Raw genomic sequence first — 24,099 nt, forward strand, 5'->3', positions numbered from 1 at the left:
TTTCCGCAGACGGGTTTATCTCTGAAAATAATTAAATGCCGAGCGCTTTTTTACCGGCGTTAATTACCTCAATGATTTTATCGGTGTCATAAATACAGCCTTTCCAGGTGCCGCCGCTCACCGACTGCAGTGCTGCCCACAGCCGGGTATCGTCCGGCAAAAAGTCGTGGGCGTGCAGGTCCGGGTGCGTCTGCCGCCTCGCCAACTCGCGCGCGCCCTCCTCCGGCGTCAGCGGGTTGTCCGCCGTGCCGATGAAGTTCACGCTGCCGGTAAGGGTCAGGCGGTCCACGGCAATCTCGATGATGTCGTTATCGCGCAGCTTGCCAATCGGCCCGCCCGCCAGCGCCTCCGGCGACACGTGGCCGAAGCAGGCGCCCGTCGACACGCCCGAGAAGCGCGCGTCGGTGATGAGCGATACCGTCTTGCCCCACGAAATATGCTTCAGCGCGGAGGTGAGCTGGTAGGTCTCTTCCATGCCGGTGCCGGACGGCCCGCCGCCGATCACCACCATGATATCGCCCTGCGCAATCTCTTCCCGCTTGATGGCCTTAATCGCCTGCGCTTCCGAGACAAACACCCGCGCCCGGCCGGTGTGGCGGTATACGCCATCTTCGCCCACCACCGACGGGTCAATCGCCGTGGCCTTGATCACCGAACCTTCCGGCGCGATGTTGCCCGTCGGGAAGCAGACCGTCGAAGTCAGCCCTTTCGCTTTTGCCTTCTCCGGCGGCAGGATCACGTCATCCGGATCCACGCCGTCCTGCTCGCGCAGGCACTGGCGGAAGCGCTCACGGCGCTCGGACGCCTGCCACCAGTCGAGGTTCTCGCCCACCGTCTGGCCGGTCACGGTCATGGCGTCAAGATGCAGCAGGCCGAGATCGCGCAGGTGGAGCATCACCTCCGGCACGCCGCCCGCGAGGAACGCGCGCACGGTCGGGTGATAGTCCGGGCCGTTGGGTAGCACGCTGACCAGGCGCGGCACCCTGCGGTTTACGCGCGTCCAGTGTTCAACGTCCGGGATCGTGCAGCCCGCCGCGTGGGCGATGGCCGGAATGTGCAGCAGTAAATTGGTGGAGCCGCCGAACGCCGCATGGATCACCATGGCGTTTTCGATAGCTTTGTCGGTGAGGATATCGCGCGTGGTGATGCCGCGGTTATCCAGCTCGCTGACCGCGCGCGCCGCCTGGCGGGCGATCTCCAGCCACACCGCCTGCCCGGACGGCGCCAGCGCGGAGTGCGGCAGCGCCAGGCCCAGCGCTTCCGCAACCACCTGCGAGGTACCCGCCGTGCCGAGGAACTGACACCCGCCGCCCGGCGACGCGCAGGCGCGGCAGCCCAGCTCGGCGGCCTCCTGCAGGGAGAGTTCGTGATTGGCGAAGCGCGCGCCGATGGTCTGCACCTTGCCCGCGTCTTCCCCTACGGTCGGCGGCAGCGTCGCCCCGCCCGGCACCAGAATGGTCGGCAGATTGTGCATCGAGGCCAGCGCAATCATGGTGGCGGGCAGCCCTTTATCGCAGGTTGCCACGCCGATCACCGCCCGGCGCGTCGGCAGGGATCGGATCAGGCGGCGAAACACGATCGCCGCGTCGTTGCGGTATGGAAGGGAATCGAACATGCCGTGCGTACCCTGCGAGCGCCCGTCGCACGGATCGCTGACGAAGGCCGCAAACGGGATCCCGCCGCTGCGGGTGATCTCCTTCGCCGCCGCCTGCATCTGCATGCCGATCTCCCAGTGGCCGGTGTGATAGCCCAGCGCGACCGGGCGCCCGTCTCCGGCGCGGATGCCGCCCTGGGTGCCGATGATCAGCACCTCTTTGCCGGTCAGCCTGTTGGCGTCCCAGCCCATCCCGGCGTTCTGCGTCATGCCGAACAGGTTGCCGCTGGGGGATTCCATCAGCATCTGCGGGGTCAGCGGCAGCGCGCCCTGTGGCCCCGCCGCGTGGGTGATCACCGCATAAAACGCGTCGTCCTGTGGGGTGAAAATTTTCTCAATGGTCATCGTTATCGTCCGGCTCAGCAGAGCTTGAGCTGTTGCAGCAGGGTTTTCAGCTGCGCCCTGCGCGGCTCGTCCAGCGGCGAGGCGGGCGGCAGCACGTGCGTGGAAATCGGGCGGCCGCAGAGCACAATCGCCTCTTTAATGACGTTCACAAACGGCGTATCCAGCTGATACATCTGCGGTATTTGCAGTAAGGTCTGATGATACTCAGCCGCTTTCGCCACGTCCCCGTCGCGCCAGGCTTTCAGAAGATTCACCGACACCTGCGGGGCAAAGTTGCCGCTGGCCGAGATCGCCCCGTCGCCGCCGAGCAGCAGGGTATTAAAGAGGTGATCGTCGTAGCCGCAGAGCACGGTGAAGTGCGGATGGGCACCTTTGACGGTATGGATCATGCTGCGCAGGTGGGCGACGGAGTCGATGGTGTCTTTGATGCCGATAATATTGCTGCGCGAGTCGGCGAGGGTTTTCACCAGCGCCGGGGTCAGATCCTGCCCGGTCAGCGCCGGGAAGTTATAGAGCATCACCGGCAGCGTGACGCTGTCCGCCACCTGCTCGAAATAGCGGATCAGGTTCGCTTCCGACACCTTCCAGTAGTAGGGGTTAATCACCACGATGCCGTCCGCGCCCGCCTGCTGCGCGTGCTGGCTGAGCTCAATGGTTTCCCGGGCGTTGGTGCCGCCGGTGCCGATCAGGACCGGCACGCGACGATCGACATGATCGATAGCAAAGCGGGCAATGGTTTTACGCTCTTCGGCGCCGAGCTGGGAGAACTCGCCGCCGCTGCCCAGGAAGAACAGGCCGTCAACGCCTGCTTTGATCAGATCGTCGATTAGCGCGGCGGTGCCCGGCTTATCGAGCTGGCCGTCGGCGGTAAAAATGGTGGAGACAGGGGGAATGATTCCCGTGAACAACGCGGACTGCGGCATGAGATCTCCTTGCTGAATCATTTTGTTCTACATTATAGAACAGTGTTCATTAATTTAACGATCATACTATGACGCAGAAAAAGGTGAGGTAAATGGGAAGGGAGGAGGGAGTGCGGGAAATTTAAGCTGGATCACAGATTAAAGGGTACGGGCTGGTGCCCTCACCCTAACCCTCTCCCTTTGGGAGAGGGTTAGGGTGAGGGAAAATTACTCCACTAACATTTTAACAACCACTTTCCTGACCTTAGCAGGCTCCCCCACCGCGCACAGCGGCTTATGCACTTCGCCCGGCCAGAACACCACAAAATCCCCTTCGCTCAACACCACGGTTTTCTCCTGCTCGCCTTCCGGCAGGAACGCGATGTCTTTCTCCGCCAGCCAGTCGGTGTCTGGCGTGCCGTGCGGCAGGGTGCTGAAGGTCATCCCTTCCTGTCCCTTCATAATTATCTGGATATCCAGATAGCGCGCGTGGTACTCGGCGCGGCGCTCGGCGAACGGCTGGGTCATGTCTTCAGAAACCAGATAAAACAGGCTGCTGCCGTTGATGTCGTGCTTGCCGAGCGGCGTGGCGTCGGTGACGTGGGCTTTAACGTGCTCAATGGCCTGGCGCAGCGCGTCAGGCAGCCAGGGCTGCAGATGGTGGATGTTGCCGATAATCATGTGAAATCCCTCTACGTAAAACAACGTTTCATTTTTATCTTTTATACGAGAGTTAAGGCTGCCATACCAGCCCTTTTTCGAAGAGGTTTGTGCGAGCGCATGTTTATCAGGAAAGGTGTTAATTCACTGTTAATCCTGTCCAGGCAATTATGCAGGGGTTATGCATAACCTCGATCAGCGCTTATCGGACGGCTGTTCTAACCTCTTGATCCTGCTCTCTTATTAACAAAACCCGTTGCCGTCTCACACTTTACTGTTTTGATAATTTGCTCTAAAAAACCATAATTATTTATTGATTTTTCTTAAGTCAAAAATAGTTAATTACGTTAATTGCATAGCCATTCTTGCTTATAATATTTATCATTTAAAATCAGCCACATAACAACATATTTCAAAAGATTAAAATCTACAAAACAATAACAATCTCAAATAATGCCACCGGATCCTGCTTAGCTATTCACCCCTCAATAATATGAAATTAATCATTATCTGATGCGAATCATGCAAATGAAAACAAACCCCTTAATATCCGGTTTCGCGTGAGCAATATCACAATACGGATTATTTAACTGCCTAGTATGAATCACGAAATCAATTGAGCTTAGCCGCCATGAAATTAAATACATCACATGGCGCATGCCCTTTTTATTCTGAAAAACAGTTAAAGGAATAATTATGGAAAAGCATTACGTCGGTTCTGAAATTGGTCAATTGCGTAGCGTTATGCTGCACCGCCCAAATTTAAGTCTGAAACGTTTAACGCCATCAAACTGTCAGGAGCTGCTTTTCGATGACGTGCTCTCGGTTGAGCGGGCGGGTGAGGAGCATGACATCTTCGCCAACACGCTGCGCGAGCAGGGTGTGGAAGTCCTGCTGTTGACCGACCTTCTGACGCAAACCCTTGATATTGCTGAAGCGAAAGCCTGGCTTCTGGATACCCAAATCTCTGACTATCGCCTCGGCCCAACCTTTGCCGGCGACGTGCGCGGCTGGCTGGCGGATATGCCGCACCGCGAACTGGCGCGCAGACTGAGCGGCGGATTAACCTACGGCGAAATTCCGGCGGCCATTAAAAATATGGTAGTGGATACCCACACGGCGAATGATTTTATTATGAAGCCGCTGCCGAACCATTTATTTACCCGCGATACCTCGTGCTGGATTTATAACGGCGTTTCTATTAACCCAATGGCGAAACCGGCGCGTCAGCGCGAAACGAATAACCTGCGGGCAATATATCGCTGGCACCCGGCGTTTGCCGACGGCGATTTTATTAAGTATTTCGGCGACGAGAATATTAATTACGACCACGCCACCTTAGAAGGCGGCGACGTATTGGTGATTGGCCGCGGGGCGGTATTGATCGGCATGTCCGAGCGCACGACGCCGCAGGGCGTGGAGTTTCTCGCCAACAGCCTGTTCAAACACCGCCAGGCCGAGCGCGTGATCGCCGTTGAGCTGCCAAAACACCGCTCCTGCATGCACCTCGACACCGTCATGACCCACATCGACGTGGACACCTTCTCCGTCTACCCGGAAGTGGTGCGCAAGGACGCCCAGTGCTGGACGCTCACCCCGGACGGACGCGGCGGCCTGCAGCGCACGCAGGAAACCGACCTGCTGCACGCCATCGAGAAAGCGCTCGGCATTAACCAGGTGCGCCTGATCACCACCGGCGGCGACGCCTTTGAAGCCGAACGCGAGCAGTGGAACGACGCCAACAACGTCCTGACCATCCGCCCCGGCGTGGTGATCGGCTACGAGCGCAACGTCTGGACCAACGAGAAGTACGACAAAGCGGGCATCACCGTGCTGCCCATCCCTGGCGACGAGCTGGGACGCGGCCGCGGCGGCGCGCGCTGCATGAGCTGCCCGCTGGAACGCGACGGAATTTAAAGGAGCCATCATGGAACGAAAACCCACTCTGGTTGTGGCCCTTGGCGGCAACGCGCTGCTCAAGCGCGGCGAGCCGCTGGAAGCGGAGATCCAGCGCCAGAACATCGAGCAGGCCGCCCGCACCATCGCCGGACTGACGGCGCAGTGGCGCGTGGTGCTGGTTCACGGCAACGGGCCGCAGGTCGGGCTGCTGGCGCTGCAGAACAGCGCCTACGACAAAGTCACACCCTACCCGCTGGACGTTCTCGGCGCCGAAAGCCAGGGAATGATCGGCTACATGCTCCAGCAGGCGCTGAAAAACAATCTGCCGCAGCGCGAGGTGAGCGTCCTGCTCACCCAGGTGGAAGTGGACGCCGCCGACCCGGCCTTCAGCAACCCCACCAAATACATCGGCCCGGTGTACAGCGAAGCACAGGCAAAAACGCTGGCCGCAGAAAAAGGCTGGGTGTTTAAGGCCGACGGCAGCTACGTCCGCCGCGTGGTGCCATCACCGCAGCCGAAGCGCATCGTCGAGAGCGACGCCATCACGGCGCTGATCCAGCGCGATCACCTGGTGATCTGCAACGGCGGCGGCGGGGTGCCGGTGGTGGAACAGGCCAACGGCTATCGCGGGATCGAGGCGGTAATCGATAAAGACCTCTCCGCCGCCCTGCTGGCGCGCCAGATCGAAGCCGATGCCCTGCTGATCCTGACCGATGCCGACGCGGTGTACCTCGACTGGGGCAAACCAACCCAGCGTCCGCTGGCGCAGGTGACGCCGGAGCTGCTCAGGGGCATGCAGTTCGACGCCGGATCGATGGGGCCGAAGGTGGCCGCCTGCCGCGAGTTCGTTGAAGCCTGCAACGGCATTGCCGGGATCGGCGCGCTGGCCGACGGCGCGGAGATCCTCGCGGGCGAGAAAGGCACGTTGATTCGTAACTGAGCACACTCTCCCCTCACCCTAACCCTCTCCCCAAAGGGGAGAGGGGACTTGAAACACCCTCTCCCCTTTGGGGAGAGGGCTGGGGTGAGGGGTAAGGTTTTAGACACTAATTTTAAAAAGGATTTACCCATGACCATCAACCTGAAAAACCGCAACTTCCTCAAACTGCTGGACTACACCCCGGCGGAGATCCAGTACCTGATCGACCTCGCCATCGAGCTCAAGGCCGCCAAAAAAGCCGGACGTGAAAAGCAAACCCTGGTCGGGAAAAACATCGCCCTGATTTTTGAAAAAACCTCCACCCGCACCCGCTGCGCCTTTGAAGTGGGTGCGTTCGACCAGGGCGCGCAGGTCACCTATCTCGGCCCAAGCGGCTCGCAGATCGGCCATAAAGAGTCGATGAAGGACACCGCCCGCGTGCTGGGCCGCATGTATGACGGTATCGAATACCGCGGCTACGGCCAGGCCATCGTTGAGGAGCTGGGCGAGTACGCGGGCGTGCCGGTGTGGAACGGCCTGACCGACGAGTTCCACCCAACGCAGATCCTCGCCGACCTGATGACCATGCTGGAGCACGCGCCGGGCAAAACCCTGCCGGAGCTGAGCTTTGCCTATCTCGGCGACGCGCGCAACAACATGGGCAACTCGCTGATGGTCGGCGCGGCCAAGATGGGGATGGATATCCGCCTCGTCGCACCGAAATCCTTCTGGCCGGAAGCCGGGCTGGTTGAGCAGTGCCGCGCCATCGCCAAAGAGACGGGCGCGCGCATCACCCTCACCGACGACGTGGAAGAAGGCGTGCAGGGGACCGATTTCCTCTACACCGACGTGTGGGTCTCCATGGGCGAGCCGAAGGAGGCCTGGGCCGAGCGCGTCAGCCTGATGAAGCCGTATCAGATTAATGCGGACGTGATGAAAGCCACCGGCAACCCGAACGTCAAGTTTATGCACTGCCTGCCGGCGTTCCACAACGAACACACCAAAGTGGGCCGCGAGATCGAGATGGCCTACGGCCTGAAGGGGCTGGAGGTGACGGAAGAGGTCTTCGAATCACCGAACTCCATCGTCTTCGACGAAGCAGAGAACCGCATGCACACCATTAAAGCGGTCATGGTGGCGACACTCGGCGACTAATCACCGCCCGGCGCGCCGCGGGGTGCGCCGGGTTTAAGGAGAACATCATGGGCAAGTTTAAGTTTCCCTCCGCTTACACCATTCTCTTTTTCCTGATTGCCGTTGTGGCGGCGCTGAGCTGGGTCGTCCCCGCCGGTCAGTACCAGATGGCGATGAACGAAACCCTCGGTAAAGAAGTCCCGATTGCCGGAACTTACGCGCACGTGGCGGCGCATCCGCAGGGGCTGGTTTCCGTCCTGATGGCGCCCATCGCCGGGCTGTACGATCCGGTCTCCGGCCAGGCCGGAGCGATCGACGTCGCGCTGTTTATCCTGATCATCGGCGGTTTTCTCGGGATCGTCACCAAAACCGGGGCGATTGACGCCGGGATCGAACGCGTAACCACCCGGCTGCGCGGACGCGAAGAGTGGATGATCCCGATCCTGATGGCGCTGTTTGCCGCAGGCGGCACGATTTACGGCATGGCCGAAGAGTCGCTGCCGTTCTACACCCTGCTGGTACCGGTGATGCTGGCCGCCCGGTTCGATCCGGTTGTCGCCGCGTCCACCGTGCTGCTCGGGGCGGGGATCGGCACGCTCGGCTCTACCATTAACCCATTTGCCACGGTGATCGCCGCCAACGCCGCCGGGATCCCCTTCACCAACGGTATCGCCCTGCGCGTGGCGCTGCTGGTCATCGGCTGGGTCATCTGCGTGGCGTGGGTGATGCGTTACGCCCGTAAGGTGCGCCAGGATCCGTCGCTGTCGATCGTCGCAGACAAACAGGAAGAGAACCGCGCCCATTTCCTCGGCGACAAGGGCGAACAGTCGCTGGAATTCACCCCGGTGCGCAAAATCATCCTGGTGATTTTCGCCCTCGCCTTCGCGGTGATGATCTACGGCGTGGCGGTGCTGGGCTGGTGGATGGCAGAGATCTCAGCGGTGTTTCTCGCCAGCGCGATCATCGTCGGCCTGATTGCCCGCATGAGCGAAGAGGAGCTGACGTCGACGTTTATCAACGGCGCGCGAGATTTGCTGGGCGTCGCGCTGATTATCGGCATCGCGCGCGGTATCGTAGTCATCATGGATAAGGGCATGATTACCCACACCATTTTGCACAGCGCGGAAGGGCTGGTCAGCGGGTTGTCCACGGTAGCGTTTATCAACGTGATGTACTGGCTGGAGGTCGTGCTGTCGTTTCTTGTGCCTTCTTCGTCCGGCCTGGCCGTTCTGACGATGCCGATCATGGCGCCGCTTGCCGATTTCGCTAACGTCAACCGCGACCTGGTGGTGACGGCTTACCAGTCGGCCTCCGGCATCGTTAACCTCGTCACGCCCACTTCTGCCGTCGTGATGGGCGGGCTGGCTATCGCCCGCGTGCCCTACGTGCGTTATTTGAAATGGGTGGCGCCGCTGCTGGGCATTTTAACGGTGGTGATTATGGTGGCGTTAAGTCTGGGTGCCTTGTTGTGATTTGCCGGATGGCGCTGCGCTTATCCGGCCTACGGATCGGTGCGGTGCCACCGGTTATTTCAGGAACTGATATGGGAACTATGATGGATTACGAAGAGTACTCTCCCAAAGAGCAACTACAGCTGACGGTCTGCCAGCGCCTGATCGCAGAAAAGAGCTATCTCTCTCAGGAAGAGATCCGCCGGGATTTGCAGGAGCGTGGTTTTGAGACCATCAGCCAGTCCACCGTTTCACGTCTGCTTAAATTGCTCGGCGTCATAAAAATTCGAAATGCCAAAGGGCTAAAGATTTATTCGCTGAATCCCCAGCTGCGCCCTGCCCCCGACGCCGCGCGTACCGTGTCCGAAATGGTGGTCAGCGTCGAGCACAATAGCGAGTTTATCCTTGTTCATACCGTCGCCGGATATGGCCGCGCGGTGGCGCGTATTCTGGATTATCACCAGCTGCCGGAAATTTTAGGCGTGGTGGCCGGCAGCAGTATCGTCTGGGTCGCTCCCCGGGTCGTGAAGCGCACCGCACTGGTGCATAAGCAAATTAATTATTTACTCAGAACGCATTAATATTCATAAAGAACCGTTTGCATTGAGTAAAGCGTGCATTAAATCGCTTGATCCGAAAAGCGAGCTGCGTATAATGCCCGACAATTTGCCGGGAGGAAGCATGGTCAAGCGTGTACGACATAACGTCTTACCGCGTCTGAAATCAGACGCTGGCCTGCCGTTTTTCTTCCCGTTGCTAAACCTATTCCCAGAGCCCCTCATTTGAGGGGCTTTTTTTTGCCCGGCGTCAGGAGATAAACATGAATCCGCTTTATCAAAAACACATCATTTCCATAAACGACCTCAGCCGCGAAGAGCTGGAACTGGTTCTGGAAACCGCGGCAAAACTGAAGGCCAATCCGCAACCGGAGCTGCTGAAGCACAAGGTGATTGCGAGCTGCTTCTTCGAAGCCTCGACCCGCACCCGCCTCTCCTTTGAAACCTCCATGCACCGCCTGGGCGCGAGCGTGGTGGGCTTCTCGGACAGCAGCAACACGTCGCTGGGTAAAAAAGGCGAAACCCTGGCGGACACCATTTCAGTGATCAGCACCTACGTCGACGCGATTGTGATGCGTCACCCGCAGGAGGGCGCGGCGCGCCTGGCGACCGAATTTTCCGGCGGCATTCCGGTACTGAACGCCGGTGACGGTGCCAACCAGCACCCAACGCAGACCCTGCTGGATCTGTTCACCATTCAGGAGACGCAGGGCAAGCTCGAGAACCTGAATATCGCCATGGTCGGCGACCTGAAATATGGCCGCACCGTCCACTCCCTGACCCAGGCGCTGGCGAAATTTAACGGCAACCGCTTCTTCTTCATCGCCCCGGACGCGCTGGCGATGCCGCAGTACATTCTCGACATGCTGGACGAAAAAGGCATTCAGTGGAGCCTGCACGCCAGCATCGAAGAGGTGATGAGCCACGTGGATATTCTGTACATGACCCGCGTGCAGAAAGAGCGTCTGGATCCGTCCGAATACGCCAACGTGAAGGCGCAGTTCGTGCTGCGCGCCAGCGACCTCGAGGGCGCGCGCGACAACATGAAGGTGCTGCATCCGCTGCCGCGCATCGATGAGATCACCACAGACGTGGATAAGACGCCGCACGCCTGGTACTTCCAGCAGGCCGGAAACGGCATCTTCGCCCGCCAGGCGTTACTGGCACTGGTTCTGAATCGCGAATTGGCACTGTAAGGGGAAACGACCATGACACACGATAACAAACTCCAGGTTGAAGCCATCAAGCGCGGCACCGTGATTGACCACATCCCTGCGCAGGTGGGCTTTAAGCTGCTGACGCTGTTCAAACTGACCGAAACCGACCAGCGCATCACCATCGGCCTGAACCTGCCGTCGGGCGAGATGGGCCGCAAAGACCTGATTAAAATCGAGAACACCTTCCTGACCGACGAGCAGGTCAACCAGCTGTCGCTGTACGCGCCGGACGCCACCGTCAACCGCATCGACGAGTATGAAGTGGTCGGCAAATCCCGCCCGAGCCTGCCGGATCGTATCGAAAGCGTGCTGGTCTGCCCGAACAGCAACTGCATCAGTCATGCTGAGCCGGTTTCTTCGAGCTTTGCAGTGAAAAAACGCGCCGATGACATCGCGCTCAAATGCAAATACTGCGAAAAAGAGTTTTCTCATTATGTGGTGCTGGCCAACTAATTGAGGTTGGTAATGAAATCCCGGCTGTTATAATGGCCGGGAACATTCTTAACGCTGTAATTCTGGAGAAAACATGAGCAAAGTACTCGCGACGGAAAATGCACCAGCGGCTATCGGCCCTTACGTTCAGGGCGTTGATCTGGGTAGCATGATCATCACTTCCGGTCAGATCCCGGTGAACCCAAAAACCGGCGCGGTGCCGGAAGACGTCGCGGCACAGGCGCGTCAGTCGCTGGAAAACGTGCAGGCTATCGTTGAATCTGCCGGTCTGAAAGTGGGCGATATCGTGAAAACCACCGTTTTCGTGAAGGATCTGAACGATTTCGCGACCGTTAACGCCACTTACGAAGCGTTCTTCACAGAGCACAACGCCACCTTCCCGGCGCGCTCCTGCGTGGAAGTGGCCCGTCTGCCAAAAGACGTGAAAATTGAAATCGAAGCGATCGCCGTACGTCGCTAATTCGCTTTGGCGATAAAAAAGGCAGCCCGGGCTGCCTTTTTTGTTGCTTGCTACTGATTCCTCGTCGCCCTGAGCAGCGTCTCCAGCGGATAGACCGCCGCAATCACCACCTCGTCCTGAACCTTCGCCGCGTTATCCAGCTCGCTCTGAATCGAGGCTATCTCTTTATCATCCAGCGTGCCCTGGCGCGCCACCAGATCCGTAAGCCGCAGGCCAATGGAGGCCAGCTTATCCACCTCCTGGATCACCGGCTTCATCGCCTTCAGCTGATAGCTGTTTTCGCTTAACGCAAGCGCATCGCTGGTGTTGCTCTGCCAGCGGTTAAAGACGTGGCGCAGCGCGTCCGCGCTTTCCGCGTCTTCCGCATCGCTCACCAGGCGGTCCGCCCATTTGTTCATCTGGCGCACGGTGGCGCTTTCGGCGTTCAGCGCATCGGCGAAGCGGTTGAGCGGTTCGAACTGATGATAATTTCCCGCCTGGAACTTCAGGTGCTGGCGGGTGTAATACTGCGCGGGCTCTACCGCCTGAGCGAGGATCTGCAGCGGCAGCGTGTCGGCATTACCGGCAAGGCGCGTGAACTGCACCTGCTGCTGGGTATGCTGCTGCAGCCCGACCGACACCGTCGACCAGCTGTCCATCGCCTGCAGGCGGGTGTACATGTTATCGACGTCGTTGACGTCCTGCGCGGACCAAAGGCGCTCCGCCACCGCGAAGGCGCGCGGCCACAGGCGGATATCCAGAACCGGCGCCACCACGTTTTCCGCCCACAGCGCGGCTTCCCCGCCGAGCAGGTTGGCCTGATTCGCCACGTCCGGCACGACGGGCGGAATGCCTTTCGGCACCGCGTCCAGACGCGCGCCGCTGATTGGGTAACGCGTATTCCCCACCAGGAAATAGCCGGTAAGCTTGTCGTTATCAACGGAGACCACCGGGCGCGTCTCGCCCATCCACGTATCGACGGTGAAGGTCACCTGGCTGTCATCGCGCCATTCAATATCCTGCACCGCGCGGCGGGATTTCCCGGCAAAATCAATAAACCCGCGCCAGCCTGCCTCCCCTTTCACCAGCGTGAAGCTCCCCTCCACCGGCTTGCCCTTCAGGCGCGGCATGGAAAAGGCCCAGCTCTGGACGCTGTCGGTGTCAGCAATCACATCCACGCCGTTCAGCCCCTGCGGGACAATTTCGTTGCGGTAGTGATAGGCGGTGGACTGGGGCTGGTCGAGATAGAAACCGGTCGAGAGAATGCCCTTGTAGCCGTTTTGCGCCACCTGCCCCAGCGCGTCCTGCCCCTGCCAGGACTGGATTAGAATGCTTTTCGGCAGGTCGGGATGATAGATCTCATCCCAGCCGACCATCTGCCGGTGGTGCTTCTCAAGGATCGTTTCCAGCCTGCGGTTGAAATACGCCTGCAGCGCGTGGCTGTCCGCCAGCCTGTTGTCGCGCATGAAGTTCTGGATCGCGGCATTCGCTTTCCACTGGCTGTCGTCGACCTCGTCACCGCCGATATGCAGGTACGGATCGGGGAAGATCGCCGCCAGTTCGCTGACCATCGCGTCAGCAAAGGTGTAGGTTGCCTCTTTGGTGGGATCTAACACCGGCTTCAGCACGCCCCAGTGGCGCTCCATGGCGTACGGCCCCGGGGCGCTCATCAGCTCTGGATAGGCTACGGCAATCGCCGAGGCGTGGCCCGGCATGTCGATCTCCGGCACCACGCGAATACCGCGCTCGGCGGCGTAACGCACCACCTCGCGCATCTGCTCTGGCGTGTAGAACAGCCCGTCGCTGGCAAGCTGCGTCAGCTTAGGGTAGCGCTTCGAACTGAAGCGCCAGCCCTGATCGTCGGTTAAGTGCCAGTGCAGGACGTTGAGCTTCGCCGCGGCCATGCCGTCGATCTGGCGCTTGATATCCGGCAGCGGAATAAAGTGGCGCGCCGAGTCGAGCAGCAGCCCGCGCCACGGGAAGCGCGGCGAATCTTCAATAGTGACCCACGGCAGCGAGGTGTTTTCCGCCCCGTTCTGCATCAGCTGGAGCAGGGTTTCCATGGCGCGCAGCGCGCCGAAGCGGGTGTTGGCGGAGATATCGACGCCGCTGGCGTCCACCGTGAGCCTATAGCTTTCATCGCTGTCCGGCAGCGGCTGCGGCTTGACCTTTTTGGCAATCGCGATACGGATGGTCGGCTTTTCAGGCTTGTCGGCCTGCGGCTGCAGCGTCCAGCCGGTTTGCAGGGCCATGCGCTGGCGCAGGCGGTTGACGGCGTCGCCCAGATCGTCCCCGCTGACGCTAATGGATACGTTGTTGCTGAGCACCAGCGCGCCCTGGGTCGTCGGGCGTTCGACCTTGGCAGGCCAGGGCATCAAAGGGAGATCGCCTGCCGGAGCGGCAAAGGCAGAGGCGCCGAGCATCAGCCCGGCGGTTAAGAGACTGTACCGTAACATGAATGTTCCTTATCTGACGGGCCAAATAAAGGCAAAACATTCTGTTAACATGCGCTCAATTTGTCGTCAAGCGAATGCGCCGACGGAGATCACAGGTTGTTGAATTTGGGAGGAAAGCCAGCTGCCGGGTGGCGGCTTCGCCTTACCCGGCCTACGTTGGGATCGTAGGCCCGGTAAGCGCAGCGCCACCGGGCTTGCCGTTACTGCCACCCGTACCGACGCGCATAGATCCCTTTCACCATCTGCGTCAGTACCATATAGCCCGCGAGGATCGCCACCAGCCACGGGAAGTAGCTCAGCGGCAGCGCCTGAAGCTGCAGGTAACCTGCCAGCGGCGAGAACGGCAGCGCGATGCCGAGCGCCATCACAATCCCCGTCATCACAATCAGCGGCCATGCGGCACGGCTCTGGATAAACGGAATGCGGCGGGTGCGGATCATGTGCACAATCAGCGTCTGCGACAGCAGACCTACCACGAACCAGCCGGACTGGAACAGCGTCTGGTGTTCCGGGGTGTTGGCGTGGAATACAAACCACATCAGGCAGAAGGTCAGGATGTCGAAGATGGAGCTGATCGGCCCAAAGAACAGCATAAAGCGCCCGAGATCCGCCGGGTTCCAGCGCTGCGGCTTCTGGATCTGCTCGTCGTCCACGTTATCAAACGGGATCGCCACCTGAGACACGTCGTACATCAGGTTCTGGATCAGCAGATGCAGCGGCAGCATCGGCAGGAACGGCAGAAACGCGCTCGCCACCAGCACGCTGAAGACGTTACCGAAGTTGGAGCTGGCGGTCATCTTGATGTACTTGAGCATATTGGCGAAGGTGCGGCGTCCTTCGATCACGCCTTCCTCCAGCACCATCAGGCTCTTTTCCAGCAGAATGATATCCGCCGCCTCGCGGGCAATATCCACCGCACCGTCGACGGAGATACCGATGTCCGCCGCACGCAGCGCGGGCGCGTCGTTGATGCCGTCGCCCATAAAGCCCACAACGTGCCCTTCACGCTTAAGCAGGGTGACGATGCGCTCTTTGTGCATCGGCGTCAGGCGGGCAAACAGCGTGGTACGCCGGGCAAGCTTCGCCAGCTCGTCGTCGGACAGGTGCTCAATATCGCTCCCCACCACCACGTCGCCCGCGTCCAGCCCCACTTCATGGCACACTTTAGCCGCCACCAGCTCGCTGTCGCCGGTGAGAATTTTGACGGTAATACCGCTCGCCTTAAGCGCTTTCAGCGCCGGCGCGGTGGTCTCTTTCGGCGGATCGAGGAAGGCGATGTAGCCCTCGAGGATCAGATCGGATTCGTCGATACGCTGATAGTCACCCTCGCGCGCGGGCAGGAACTTGCTCGCGACCGCCACCACGCGCAGCCCCTGACGGTTCAGGTTGTCGGTGACGCGCCTGATGCGGCGCAGCATGGTGTCGTCCAGCGGCACGATGTCGCCGTTATAGCGAACCTGCGTCGACACGTTGAGGATCTCCTGCAGCGCCCCTTTGCAGATCAGCTGGTGCACGTCCGTCTGCTCGCTCACCACCACCGACATGCGGCGGCGCTCGAAGTCGAACGGGATCTCATCCACCTTCTGCCAGCGCCCGGAGAGCGTGCGGGCGGATTCCTCATCCACCCCTTCCAGCACCGCGACGTCGAGCAGGTTTTTCAGCCCGGTCTGGTAATGGCTGTTCAGCCACGCGCTGTGCAGGACGCGCTCGCTGGTTTTGCCGGAGATATCGGTGTGGTTCTCCAGCACGATTTTGTCCTGCGTCAGGGTGCCGGTTTTATCGGTGCAGAGGATGTCCATCGCGCCAAAGTTTTGAATGGCGTCGAGGTGTTTAACGATCACTTTCTGTTTAGAGAGCTTCACCGCCCCGCGCGCCAGCGTGGAGGTGACGATCATCGGCAGCATTTCCGGCGTCAGGCCAACGGCCACGGAGAGCGCAAACAGGGCCGCCTCCCACCAGTCGCCTTTGGTGTAGCCGTTGATCAGCAGCACGATCGGCGTCATCACCATCATAAAGCGGATCAGCAGCATGCTGACGCGGCCAATCCCTTTCTGGAAGGCGTTCGGCTCGCTCTCCTGCTCGCTGACGCGCCCGGCAAGCTGACCAAACCAGGTGTCGCCGCCAGTGGCGGTGACAATCGCCTGCGCGGTGCCGCTGACCACCGTGGTGCCCATAAAGCACAAGGTGTCGCATTCAAGCGGGTTCATCTGCTGCGGGTCGCGGCTGCGCGCTACCTTTTCTACGGGCAGGGATTCCCCGGTCAGGGAGGCCTGAGCGACGAACAGATCGCGCGCCTGGATGATGCGTAAATCCGCCGGGATCATGTCCCCCGCGGCCAGCTTCACCAGATCGCCCGGCACCAGCTGGTCGATCGGCAGCTCCACCCAGGCGTTTTCGCCGAGATCGTTAATCACGCGCGAGACGGTCGCGGTGTTGCTGACCATCGCCTTCAGGGCGTCCGCCGCTTTGGTGGAGCGCGCCTCCTGAATAAAGTTCAGCAGCGTGGAGATACCCACCATCAGGGCAATGACGCCTGCGGCAAACAGATCTTCCGTCGCGTAGGAGATGAGGCCGAGCACGGTCAGCAGCAGGTTGAACGGGTTGCGGTAGCAGAGCCACAGGTGCACCCACCACGGAGACGGCTTTTGCGCCGGGATCTGGTTATCGCCGTGCACGGCGCGGATTTTTTCCACTTCGGCCGCGTTTAGCCCTTCCGGGTGTCCGCCGAACGCGCGCCAGACTTCGTTTTCATCCATCGCCGCCACGTTCAGGCAGCGTTCGGTCAGGGACGCGGGGATCGCGGTGCCCGCCATGTTTTTGGCATTGGGCAGCGGGTCGCGTTGAACAAGACGGTGTGGCAGGTGGCGGCTCAGCAGCGCCTGCAGCTGCCGGGTGATATTTTTAAACATAGTCATTCCTCCGCATCCGCCTGGGCGGACGCAGCAATTCCTTCAGGCGTGGCAAAGCCGTACCTGAGAGGCACTCAATTTTTCAAGCAGGAACGTTTAAGACGTTGCTGCCTCACGCCGGTGAGACAGCAAAAGCTGGCTTACCGGAAAGAACGCATTCTCCCGTTCAGGAGAGGTGTGGGATCGGGATCCATGAAGCCTCCGGTAAGCAAAAAAACAGGGTGTCGCCGCGCAGTATAAGGATTTAAGCGTACCCTTTATGACGATTCGGGCGGTATTATACCCCCCTGCAAATAAACCGAACGTAAACCAGACTTTGCCCATAGCGAAATCGCGCTATAGCATTAGGCTCAATTCACTACATCGTCGTTGTTACAGGGAATACAGCATGCAGAACCGCCTTACGATTAAAGACATCGCGCGTTTAAGCGGCGTGGGGAAATCGACCGTCTCACGCGTGCTGAACAACGAAAGCGGCGTCAGCGAACGCACCCGCGAGCGCGTTGAGGCGGTCATGAATCAGCACGGTTTTTCCCCTTCCCGCTCCGCGCGCGCCATGCGCGGGCAGAGTGACAAAGTCGTCGCCATCATTGTCTCGCGTCTGGACTCTCTGTCTGAAAACCTCGCCGTGCAGACCATGCTCCCCGCCTTCTACGAGCAGGGGTATGATCCGATCATGATGGAGAGCCAGTTCTCTGTGCAGCTGGTTGAAGAGCATCTGGGGATGCTCCAGCGGCGCAACATTGATGGCGTGGTGCTTTTCGGTTTTACCGGCATTAAGGACGAGATGCTAAAACCCTGGCAGCCTTCGCTGGTGCTGCTGGCGCGCGATGCCCACGGGTTTGCCTCCGTCTGCTACGACGACGAGGGCGCGATTATCACCCTGATGCAGCGCCTGTTTGACGAGGGCCATCGTCACATCAGCTTCCTCGGCGTCCCGCACGCGGACGTCACCACCGGCAAGCGTCGCCATGAGGCCTATCTGGCCTTTTGCAAAAAGCACAACCTCTCCGCCGTGGCCTCCCTGCCGGGGCTGGGCATGAAGCAGGGCTACGAGCAGGCCGCCAGCGTTCTGACGCCGCAGACCACGGCGCTGGTGTGCGCCACGGATACCCTGGCGCTGGGTGCGAGCAAATATCTGCAGGAGCAGCGTATCGATAACCTGCAGGTGGCGAGCGTCGGCAGCACGCCGCTGATGAAATTCCTGCACCCGGAGATCATCACCGTCGATCCGGGCTACGCCGAGTCCGGCAGACAGGCCGCCGCGCAGCTGATCGAGCAGATAAACGGGCGTTCAGAGCCCCGTCAGATCGTCATTCCCGCTCACCTTTCGTAACCCCTCTAAAACAGATTATTGTGATCTTCGCCCGATTTCGGGAACGTTCCCATTTTCGCCGTCACGCTGAAGGAGTAGGCTTGCGCTCAGGTCATTACACCCCTCACCTTCTGTCATGAGGTTTCATGATGAGTAAAGTCAAACAAGCAGATATCGATCAGTTGATCGTCCTGGTCGGCGGCCGCGAAAACATCGCCACCGTCAGCCATTGCATTACCCGCCTGCGCTTCGTGCTGAACGATCCGGCCAAAGCCAACCCGAAGGCCATTGAAGAACTTTCCATGGTCAAAGGCTGCTTCACCAACGCCGGGCAGTTCCAGGTCGTTATTGGTACCGAAGTGGGCGATTACTATCAGGCTCTGCTGGCGACAACCGGGCACTCCTCCGCCGATAAAGAGCAGGCGAAGAAGGCCGCGCGCCAGAATATGAAGTGGCACGAGCAGCTGATTTCCCACTTCGCGGAGATCTTCTTCCCGCTGCTGCCGGCGCTGATCAGCGGGGGCTTAATTTTAGGCTTCCGTAACGTCATCGGCGATGTGCCGATGAGCGACGGCAAAACCCTGGCACAGATGTACCCGGCGCTGAAAACCGTTTACGATTTTCTGTGGCTGATTGGCGAAGCGATCTTCTTCTATCTGCCGGTCGGGATTTGCTGGTCCGCGGTGCGCAAGATGGGCGGCACGCCGATTCTGGGTATCGTGCTGGGCGTCACGCTGGTCTCTCCACAGTTAATGAACGCTTACTTACTTGGGCAGCAGGTGCCGGAGGTGTGGAACTTCGGCCTGTTTACTATCGCTAAGGTGGGCTACCAGGCGCAGGTGATCCCGGCACTGCTGGCCGGTCTGGCGCTGGGCTTTATTGAAACGCGCCTCAAGCGCATCGTGCCGGATTACCTCTATCTGGTGGTGGTGCCGGTCTGCTCGCTGATTATTGCGGTGTTCCTGGCGCACGCCTTTATCGGTCCGTTTGGCCGCATGATTGGTGACGGCGTGGCCTTCGCGGTCCGTCACCTGATGACCGGCAGCTTCGCGCCGATTGGAGCCGCGCTGTTTGGCTTCCTGTACGCCCCGCTGGTGATCACCGGCGTGCACCAGACCACGCTGGCCATTGATATGCAGATGATCCAGAGCCTCGGCGGCACGCCGGTCTGGCCGATTATCGCCCTGTCTAACATTGCGCAGGCGTCGGCGGTTACTGGCATCATCATCGTCAGCCGCAAGCACAACGAGCGTGAGATCTCCGTTCCGGCGGCCATCTCTGCTTACCTCGGCGTCACCGAACCGGCGATGTACGGTATCAACCTAAAGTACCGCTTCCCGATGCTCTGCGCGATGATCGGTTCCGGTCTGGCTGGCCTGGTGTGTGGTCTGAACGGCGTGATGGCGAACGGGATTGGCGTCGGCGGTCTGCCCGGCATTCTCTCCATCCAGCCGGCTTACTGGCAGGTGTTTGCCCTGGCGATGGCCATCGCGATCATCGTCCCTATGGCGCTCACCACCGTGGTTTACCAGCGCAAGTTCCGTCAGGGCTCGCTGCAGATTGTTTAACTTCTTCTTTCGGGGCGCAGTTGCGCCCCTTCGCATTTGCAGGAACGCATTATGAATACCCTTCCCCACTGGTGGCAGAACGGCGTCATCTATCAGATTTACCCAAAGAGTTTCCAGGATACCACCGGCAGCGGCACCGGCGATCTGCGCGGCGTGACGCAGCGTCTGGACTACCTGAAAACCCTCGGCATCGACGCCATCTGGCTGACGCCGTTTTATATCTCCCCGCAGGTGGATAACGGCTACGACGTGGCGAATTACACCGCCATCGACCCGGCTTACGGCACGCTGGATGATTTCGACGAGCTGGTTGCCCGGGCGCACGAGCGCGGCATTCGCATTGTCCTGGACATGGTGTTTAACCACACCTCCACGCAGCACGCCTGGTTCCGCGAGTCGCTGAACAAAGCGAGCCCGTACCGACAGTTCTACATCTGGCGCGACGGCGCGCCGGAGCAGCTTCCCAACAACTGGCGCTCCAAGTTTGGCGGCAACGCCTGGCGCTGGCACGCCGAGAGCGAGCAGTACTATTTGCACCTGTTCGCCCCGGAGCAGGCGGACCTCAACTGGGAAAACCCTGAAGTGCGCGCCGAGCTAAAAAAGGTGTGCGAGTTCTGGGCCGATCGCGGCGTGGACGGCCTGCGTCTCGACGTGATTAACCTGATTTCAAAAGATCAGGATTTCCCGGACGACACTATTGGCGACGGTCGCCGCTTCTACACCGACGGGCCGCGCGTTCACGAATATCTGCAGGAGATGAGCCGGGACGTCTTCACCCCGCGCAACCTGATGACGGTGGGCGAGATGTCCTCGACCTCGCTGGAGAACTGCCAGCAGTACGCCTCGCTCGACGGACGCGAGCTGTCGATGACCTTTAACTTCCATCACCTGAAGGTGGACTACCCCGGCGGCGAAAAGTGGACGAAGGCGAAGCCGGACTTCGTGGCGCTGAAAACCCTCTTCCGCCACTGGCAGCAGGGGATGCACAACAGGGCCTGGAACGCGCTGTTCTGGTGTAACCACGATCAGCCGCGCATCGTGTCGCGCTTTGGTGACGAAGGAGAATACCGCGTACAGGCCGCGAAGATGCTCGGCATGGTGCTGCACGGCATGCAGGGCACACCGTATATCTACCAGGGCGAAGAGCTGGGGATGACCAACCCGCACTTCAGCCGCATCACCGATTACCGCGACGTGGAGAGCCTGAACATGTTCGCCGAACTGCGCGCCAACGGCCGCGAGCCGGAGGAATTGCTGGCGATTCTGGCGAGTAAGTCCCGCGATAACGGGCGAACCCCAATGCAGTGGGACGCTTCGCACAATGCGGGCTTTACCGAGGGCGAGCCGTGGATTGGGGTCTGCGATAACTACGAGACGGTGAACGCCCGCGCCGCGCTCGACGACCCGGATTCGGTGTTCTACACCTACCAGTCGCTGATCGGCCTGCGTAAAACCCTGCCGGTGCTGACGTGGGGAGATTATGAGGATCTTCTGCCGGAACATCCTTCTCTTTGGTGCTACCGTCGTCAGTGGCAGGGGCAGACGCTGATGGTGGCGGCGAACCTGAACCCTACGCCTCAGGAATGGCAGACAGGCGCTCTCAGCGATAGGTCGCAGGTGGTGATGAGTAACTACCCGGCACCACAAACGACGTCGCTGCGTCCGTTTGAAGCCGTCTGGTGGTTGCAGCAGTAATTCTCTCTACCGGGTGCGGCTCAGCACCCGGCTTACTTTACTGTTTTTGTTGAGTAAATAATCAGATTTTTCTCTCGCGCCTTTACAATCGCTGAAGCGCCCGTCGTTTGTACTCTCGTCTTTTTACTTTGTTCTGCATCAAATAAATCGCAAACATGTTTGATGCAAATCACTATATGTAGCACTTAAAATGCACGCCGACCCAACATCTTGTATTTATCGTCTACTATTCCAACAACAAGACGGCGCTTACGCTGGCCGGAATTGTGGATAACACGAGCTGGGAACGCGGGAAGTCTTTGGCCCGGCGGGGAATACGCCCGGTTATTACTTCTCCACCTCTGTGGATAACCTGTTTTCAAAAAATGGAGTGATCATGACACCGCATGTGATGAAACGTGATGGCTGTAAAGTGCCGTTTAAATCAGAGCGCATCCAGGAAGCCATTCTGCGTGCAGCTAAAGCAGCGGGAGTCGATGACGCAGATTACTGCGCCACCGTCGCAGAAGTCGTTAGCAGCCAGATGAACGAACGCAGCCAGGTCGATATCAACGAGATCCAGACCGCGGTTGAGAACCAGCTGATGGCGGGGCCCTACAAGCAGCTGGCGCGCGCCTACATTGAGTACCGTCACGATCGTGACGTGCAGCGTGAGAAGCGCGGTCGTCTGAACCAGGAGATCCGTGGCCTGGTGGAGCAGACCAACTCCGCCCTGCTCAATGAAAACGCCAACAAAGACAGTAAAGTGATCCCGACCCAGCGCGACCTGCTGGCCGGTATCGTCGCCAAACACTATGCCCGTCAGCATCTGCTGCCGCGCGACGTGGTGTCGGCGCACGAGCGCGGTGAAATTCACTACCACGATCTCGACTATTCGCCGTTCTTCCCGATGTTCAACTGCATGCTGATCGACCTGAAAGGCATGCTGACCCACGGTTTTAAAATGGGTAACGCCGAGATTGAACCGCCTAAATCAATCTCCACGGCCACCGCCGTCACCGCGCAGATAATCGCCCAGGTCGCAAGCCACATTTATGGCGGCACCACGATTAACCGCATTGATGAAGTGCTGGCCCCGTTCGTGACGGCAAGCTTCAACAAGCATCGTAAAACGGCCGAAGAGTGGCAGATCCCGGACGCCGACGGCTACGCGCACTCCCGCACCGAGAAAGAGTGTTACGACGCCTTCCAGTCGCTGGAGTATGAAGTGAACACGCTGCATACCGCCAACGGCCAGACGCCGTTTGTGACCTTCGGGTTTGGTCTGGGCACCAGTTGGGAATCGCGCCTGATCCAGCAGTCTATCCTGCGCAACCGCATTTCCGGCCTCGGTAAAAACCGCAAAACGGCGGTGTTTCCGAAACTGGTGTTCGCCATTCGCGACGGCCTGAACCACAAGTTTGGCGACCCGAACTACGACATCAAACAGCTGGCGCTGGAGTGCGCGAGCAAGCGCATGTACCCGGACATCCTGAACTACGATCAGGTCGTTAAAGTGACCGGCTCGTTTAAAACGCCAATGGGCTGCCGCAGCTTCCTGGGCGTGTACGAAGATGAAAACGGCGAGCAGATCCACGACGGGCGTAACAACCTGGGCGTGATCAGCCTGAACCTGCCGCGCATCGCGCTGGAGGCCAAAGGCAATGAAGCTGAATTCTGGACGCTGCTGGATGAACGCCTGCAGCTGGCGCGTAAGGCGCTGATGACCCGTATTGCTCGCCTTGAAGGGGTCAAAGCCCGCGTCGCGCCGATCCTCTATATGGAAGGGGCCTGCGGCGTGCGCCTGAAGGCGGACGATGACGTGTCCGAGATCTTCAAAAACGGCCGCGCGTCGATTTCGCTGGGCTATATCGGCATTCACGAGACCATCAACGCCCTGGCGGGCGATACGCATATGTACGACAGCGAGGCCCTGCGCGAAAAAGGCATCGCCATCGTTCAGCGCCTGCGCGACGCGGTTGACCAGTGGAAAGAGGAAACCGGCTACGGATTTAGCCTCTACAGCACGCCGAGCGAGAACCTGTGCGACCGCTTCTGCCGTCTGGACACCGCCGAGTTCGGGATTGTGGAAGGCGTGACCGACAAAGGGTATTACACCAACAGCTTCCACCTCGACGTGGAGAAAAAGGTAAACCCGTACGACAAGATCGATTTCGAAGCGGCCTATCCGCCGATCGCCAGCGGCGGCTTCATCTGCTACGGCGAGTACCCGAACATTCAGCACAACCTGAAGGCGCTGGAAGACGTGTGGGATTACAGCTATCAGCATGTGCCGTATTACGGGACCAACACGCCAATCGACGAGTGCTACGAGTGCGGCTTTACCGGTGAGTTCGAGTGTACGAGCAAAGGCTTTACCTGCCCGAAATGCGGCAACCACGATGCGGCTCGCGTCTCCGTGACCCGTCGCGTGTGCGGCTATCTCGGCAGCCCGGACGCGCGTCCGTTTAACGCCGGCAAGCAGGAAGAGGTGAAGCGTCGCGTGAAGCATTTGGGGAATGGGCAGATCGGGTAAGTTCTGCGCAG

At 59.6% G+C, this 24,099-nt stretch carries 18 protein-coding genes and 1 pseudogene; 13 read left to right on the forward strand and 6 right to left on the reverse strand.

Going from position 1 to position 24,099, the window contains the following annotated elements:
* Positions 1 to 31: 31 nt before the first annotated feature.
* From yagF to ACZ6J2_RS11855, 3 genes are all read right to left on the reverse strand, one after another.
* Positions 32 to 1,999 carry a xylonate dehydratase YagF gene (yagF, locus tag ACZ6J2_RS11845; RefSeq protein ID WP_471725801.1) on the reverse strand — a complete coding sequence of 656 codons (1,968 nt, stop codon included), beginning with the start codon at positions 1,997 to 1,999 and terminating at the stop codon, positions 32 to 34.
* Positions 2,000 to 2,013: 14 nt separating this feature from the next.
* Entirely contained in the window at positions 2,014 to 2,922 is a 909-nt protein-coding gene (gene yagE / locus ACZ6J2_RS11850) for a 2-keto-3-deoxygluconate aldolase (RefSeq protein WP_471725802.1), read from the reverse strand.
* 207 nt (positions 2,923 to 3,129) lie between these two features.
* Positions 3,130 to 3,582 carry a YhcH/YjgK/YiaL family protein gene (locus ACZ6J2_RS11855; RefSeq protein ID WP_471725803.1) on the reverse strand — a complete coding sequence of 151 codons (453 nt, stop codon included), beginning with the start codon at positions 3,580 to 3,582 and terminating at the stop codon, positions 3,130 to 3,132.
* 675 nt (positions 3,583 to 4,257) lie between these two features.
* On the opposite strand from ACZ6J2_RS11855, the gene arcA reads away from it, so the two are divergent.
* From arcA to ACZ6J2_RS11880, 5 genes are all read left to right on the forward strand, one after another.
* Positions 4,258 to 5,478: an arginine deiminase gene (gene arcA, locus ACZ6J2_RS11860; protein ID WP_023334320.1), complete on the forward strand. Its 1,221-nt coding sequence runs from the start codon at positions 4,258 to 4,260 to the stop codon at positions 5,476 to 5,478.
* A gap of 10 nt (positions 5,479 to 5,488) precedes the next feature.
* Positions 5,489 to 6,400: a carbamate kinase gene (arcC, locus tag ACZ6J2_RS11865; RefSeq protein WP_471725804.1), complete on the forward strand. Its 912-nt coding sequence runs from the start codon at positions 5,489 to 5,491 to the stop codon at positions 6,398 to 6,400.
* A gap of 129 nt (positions 6,401 to 6,529) precedes the next feature.
* Positions 6,530 to 7,534 carry an ornithine carbamoyltransferase gene (argF, locus tag ACZ6J2_RS11870; protein ID WP_032647051.1) on the forward strand — a complete coding sequence of 335 codons (1,005 nt, stop codon included), beginning with the start codon at positions 6,530 to 6,532 and terminating at the stop codon, positions 7,532 to 7,534.
* Positions 7,535 to 7,581: 47 nt separating this feature from the next.
* Complete coding sequence (locus ACZ6J2_RS11875) at positions 7,582 to 8,985, forward strand: YfcC family protein (protein WP_033144505.1); 1,404 nt, start codon at positions 7,582 to 7,584, stop codon at positions 8,983 to 8,985.
* Positions 8,986 to 9,065: 80 nt separating this feature from the next.
* Positions 9,066 to 9,545, forward strand: a complete 480-nt coding sequence (locus ACZ6J2_RS11880; protein ID WP_029739272.1) for an arginine repressor — start codon at positions 9,066 to 9,068, stop codon at positions 9,543 to 9,545.
* A gap of 3 nt (positions 9,546 to 9,548) precedes the next feature.
* Here the strand turns inward: ACZ6J2_RS11880 and ACZ6J2_RS11885 are convergent.
* Positions 9,549 to 9,666 (reverse strand): annotated as a pseudogene (locus ACZ6J2_RS11885) (hypothetical protein).
* Here ACZ6J2_RS11885 and ACZ6J2_RS11890 point away from each other — a divergent pair.
* The 4 genes from ACZ6J2_RS11890 to ridA all read left to right on the forward strand — a co-directional run bounded on the left by ACZ6J2_RS11890 (position 9,646) and on the right by ridA (position 11,651).
* Positions 9,646 to 9,750, forward strand: coding sequence for a pyrBI operon leader peptide (locus ACZ6J2_RS11890; RefSeq protein WP_022646880.1), 105 nt, complete (start codon positions 9,646 to 9,648; stop codon positions 9,748 to 9,750). The pseudogene ACZ6J2_RS11885 and the gene ACZ6J2_RS11890 overlap by 21 nt on opposite strands.
* 34 nt (positions 9,751 to 9,784) lie before the next feature.
* A complete protein-coding gene (gene pyrB, locus ACZ6J2_RS11895; RefSeq protein WP_023310198.1) occupies positions 9,785 to 10,717 on the forward strand; it encodes an aspartate carbamoyltransferase in 933 nt (310 codons plus the stop codon).
* 12 nt (positions 10,718 to 10,729) lie between these two features.
* Positions 10,730 to 11,191 (forward strand): aspartate carbamoyltransferase regulatory subunit, encoded by a 462-nt coding sequence (gene pyrI, locus ACZ6J2_RS11900; RefSeq protein ID WP_023310197.1) that lies wholly within the window; start codon positions 10,730 to 10,732, stop codon positions 11,189 to 11,191.
* Positions 11,192 to 11,264: 73 nt separating this feature from the next.
* Positions 11,265 to 11,651: a 2-iminobutanoate/2-iminopropanoate deaminase gene (gene ridA / locus ACZ6J2_RS11905; RefSeq protein WP_008501391.1), complete on the forward strand. Its 387-nt coding sequence runs from the start codon at positions 11,265 to 11,267 to the stop codon at positions 11,649 to 11,651.
* 50 nt (positions 11,652 to 11,701) lie between these two features.
* On the opposite strand, the gene ACZ6J2_RS11910 is transcribed toward ridA, so the two are convergent.
* Both ACZ6J2_RS11910 and mgtA read right to left on the reverse strand, forming a co-directional pair.
* Positions 11,702 to 14,086 (reverse strand): beta-N-acetylhexosaminidase, encoded by a 2,385-nt coding sequence (locus ACZ6J2_RS11910; RefSeq protein ID WP_471725805.1) that lies wholly within the window; start codon positions 14,084 to 14,086, stop codon positions 11,702 to 11,704.
* A 200-nt stretch (positions 14,087 to 14,286) separates the two neighbouring features.
* Positions 14,287 to 16,995, reverse strand: coding sequence for a magnesium-translocating P-type ATPase (gene mgtA / locus ACZ6J2_RS11915; protein ID WP_471725806.1), 2,709 nt, complete (start codon positions 16,993 to 16,995; stop codon positions 14,287 to 14,289).
* Between the two features lie 388 nt (positions 16,996 to 17,383).
* Here mgtA and treR point away from each other — a divergent pair, with 388 nt between their 5' ends.
* From treR to nrdD, 4 genes are all read left to right on the forward strand, one after another.
* The gene (gene treR / locus ACZ6J2_RS11920; RefSeq protein ID WP_047174646.1) at positions 17,384 to 18,331 is read left to right on the forward strand and encodes a trehalose operon repressor TreR; all 948 of its coding nucleotides are present in this window, start codon (positions 17,384 to 17,386) and stop codon (positions 18,329 to 18,331) included.
* 128 nt (positions 18,332 to 18,459) lie between these two features.
* The gene (treB, locus tag ACZ6J2_RS11925; RefSeq protein WP_471725847.1) at positions 18,460 to 19,878 is read left to right on the forward strand and encodes a PTS trehalose transporter subunit IIBC; all 1,419 of its coding nucleotides are present in this window, start codon (positions 18,460 to 18,462) and stop codon (positions 19,876 to 19,878) included.
* Positions 19,879 to 19,929: 51 nt separating this feature from the next.
* Entirely contained in the window at positions 19,930 to 21,573 is a 1,644-nt protein-coding gene (gene treC, locus ACZ6J2_RS11930) for an alpha,alpha-phosphotrehalase (protein ID WP_471725807.1), read from the forward strand.
* Positions 21,574 to 21,949: 376 nt separating this feature from the next.
* Positions 21,950 to 24,088 carry an anaerobic ribonucleoside-triphosphate reductase gene (nrdD, locus tag ACZ6J2_RS11935; RefSeq protein WP_023310191.1) on the forward strand — a complete coding sequence of 713 codons (2,139 nt, stop codon included), beginning with the start codon at positions 21,950 to 21,952 and terminating at the stop codon, positions 24,086 to 24,088.
* The last annotated feature ends 11 nt before the right edge of the window (positions 24,089 to 24,099 follow it).

It is taken from the genome of Enterobacter sp. E14S (genome assembly GCF_055666685.1).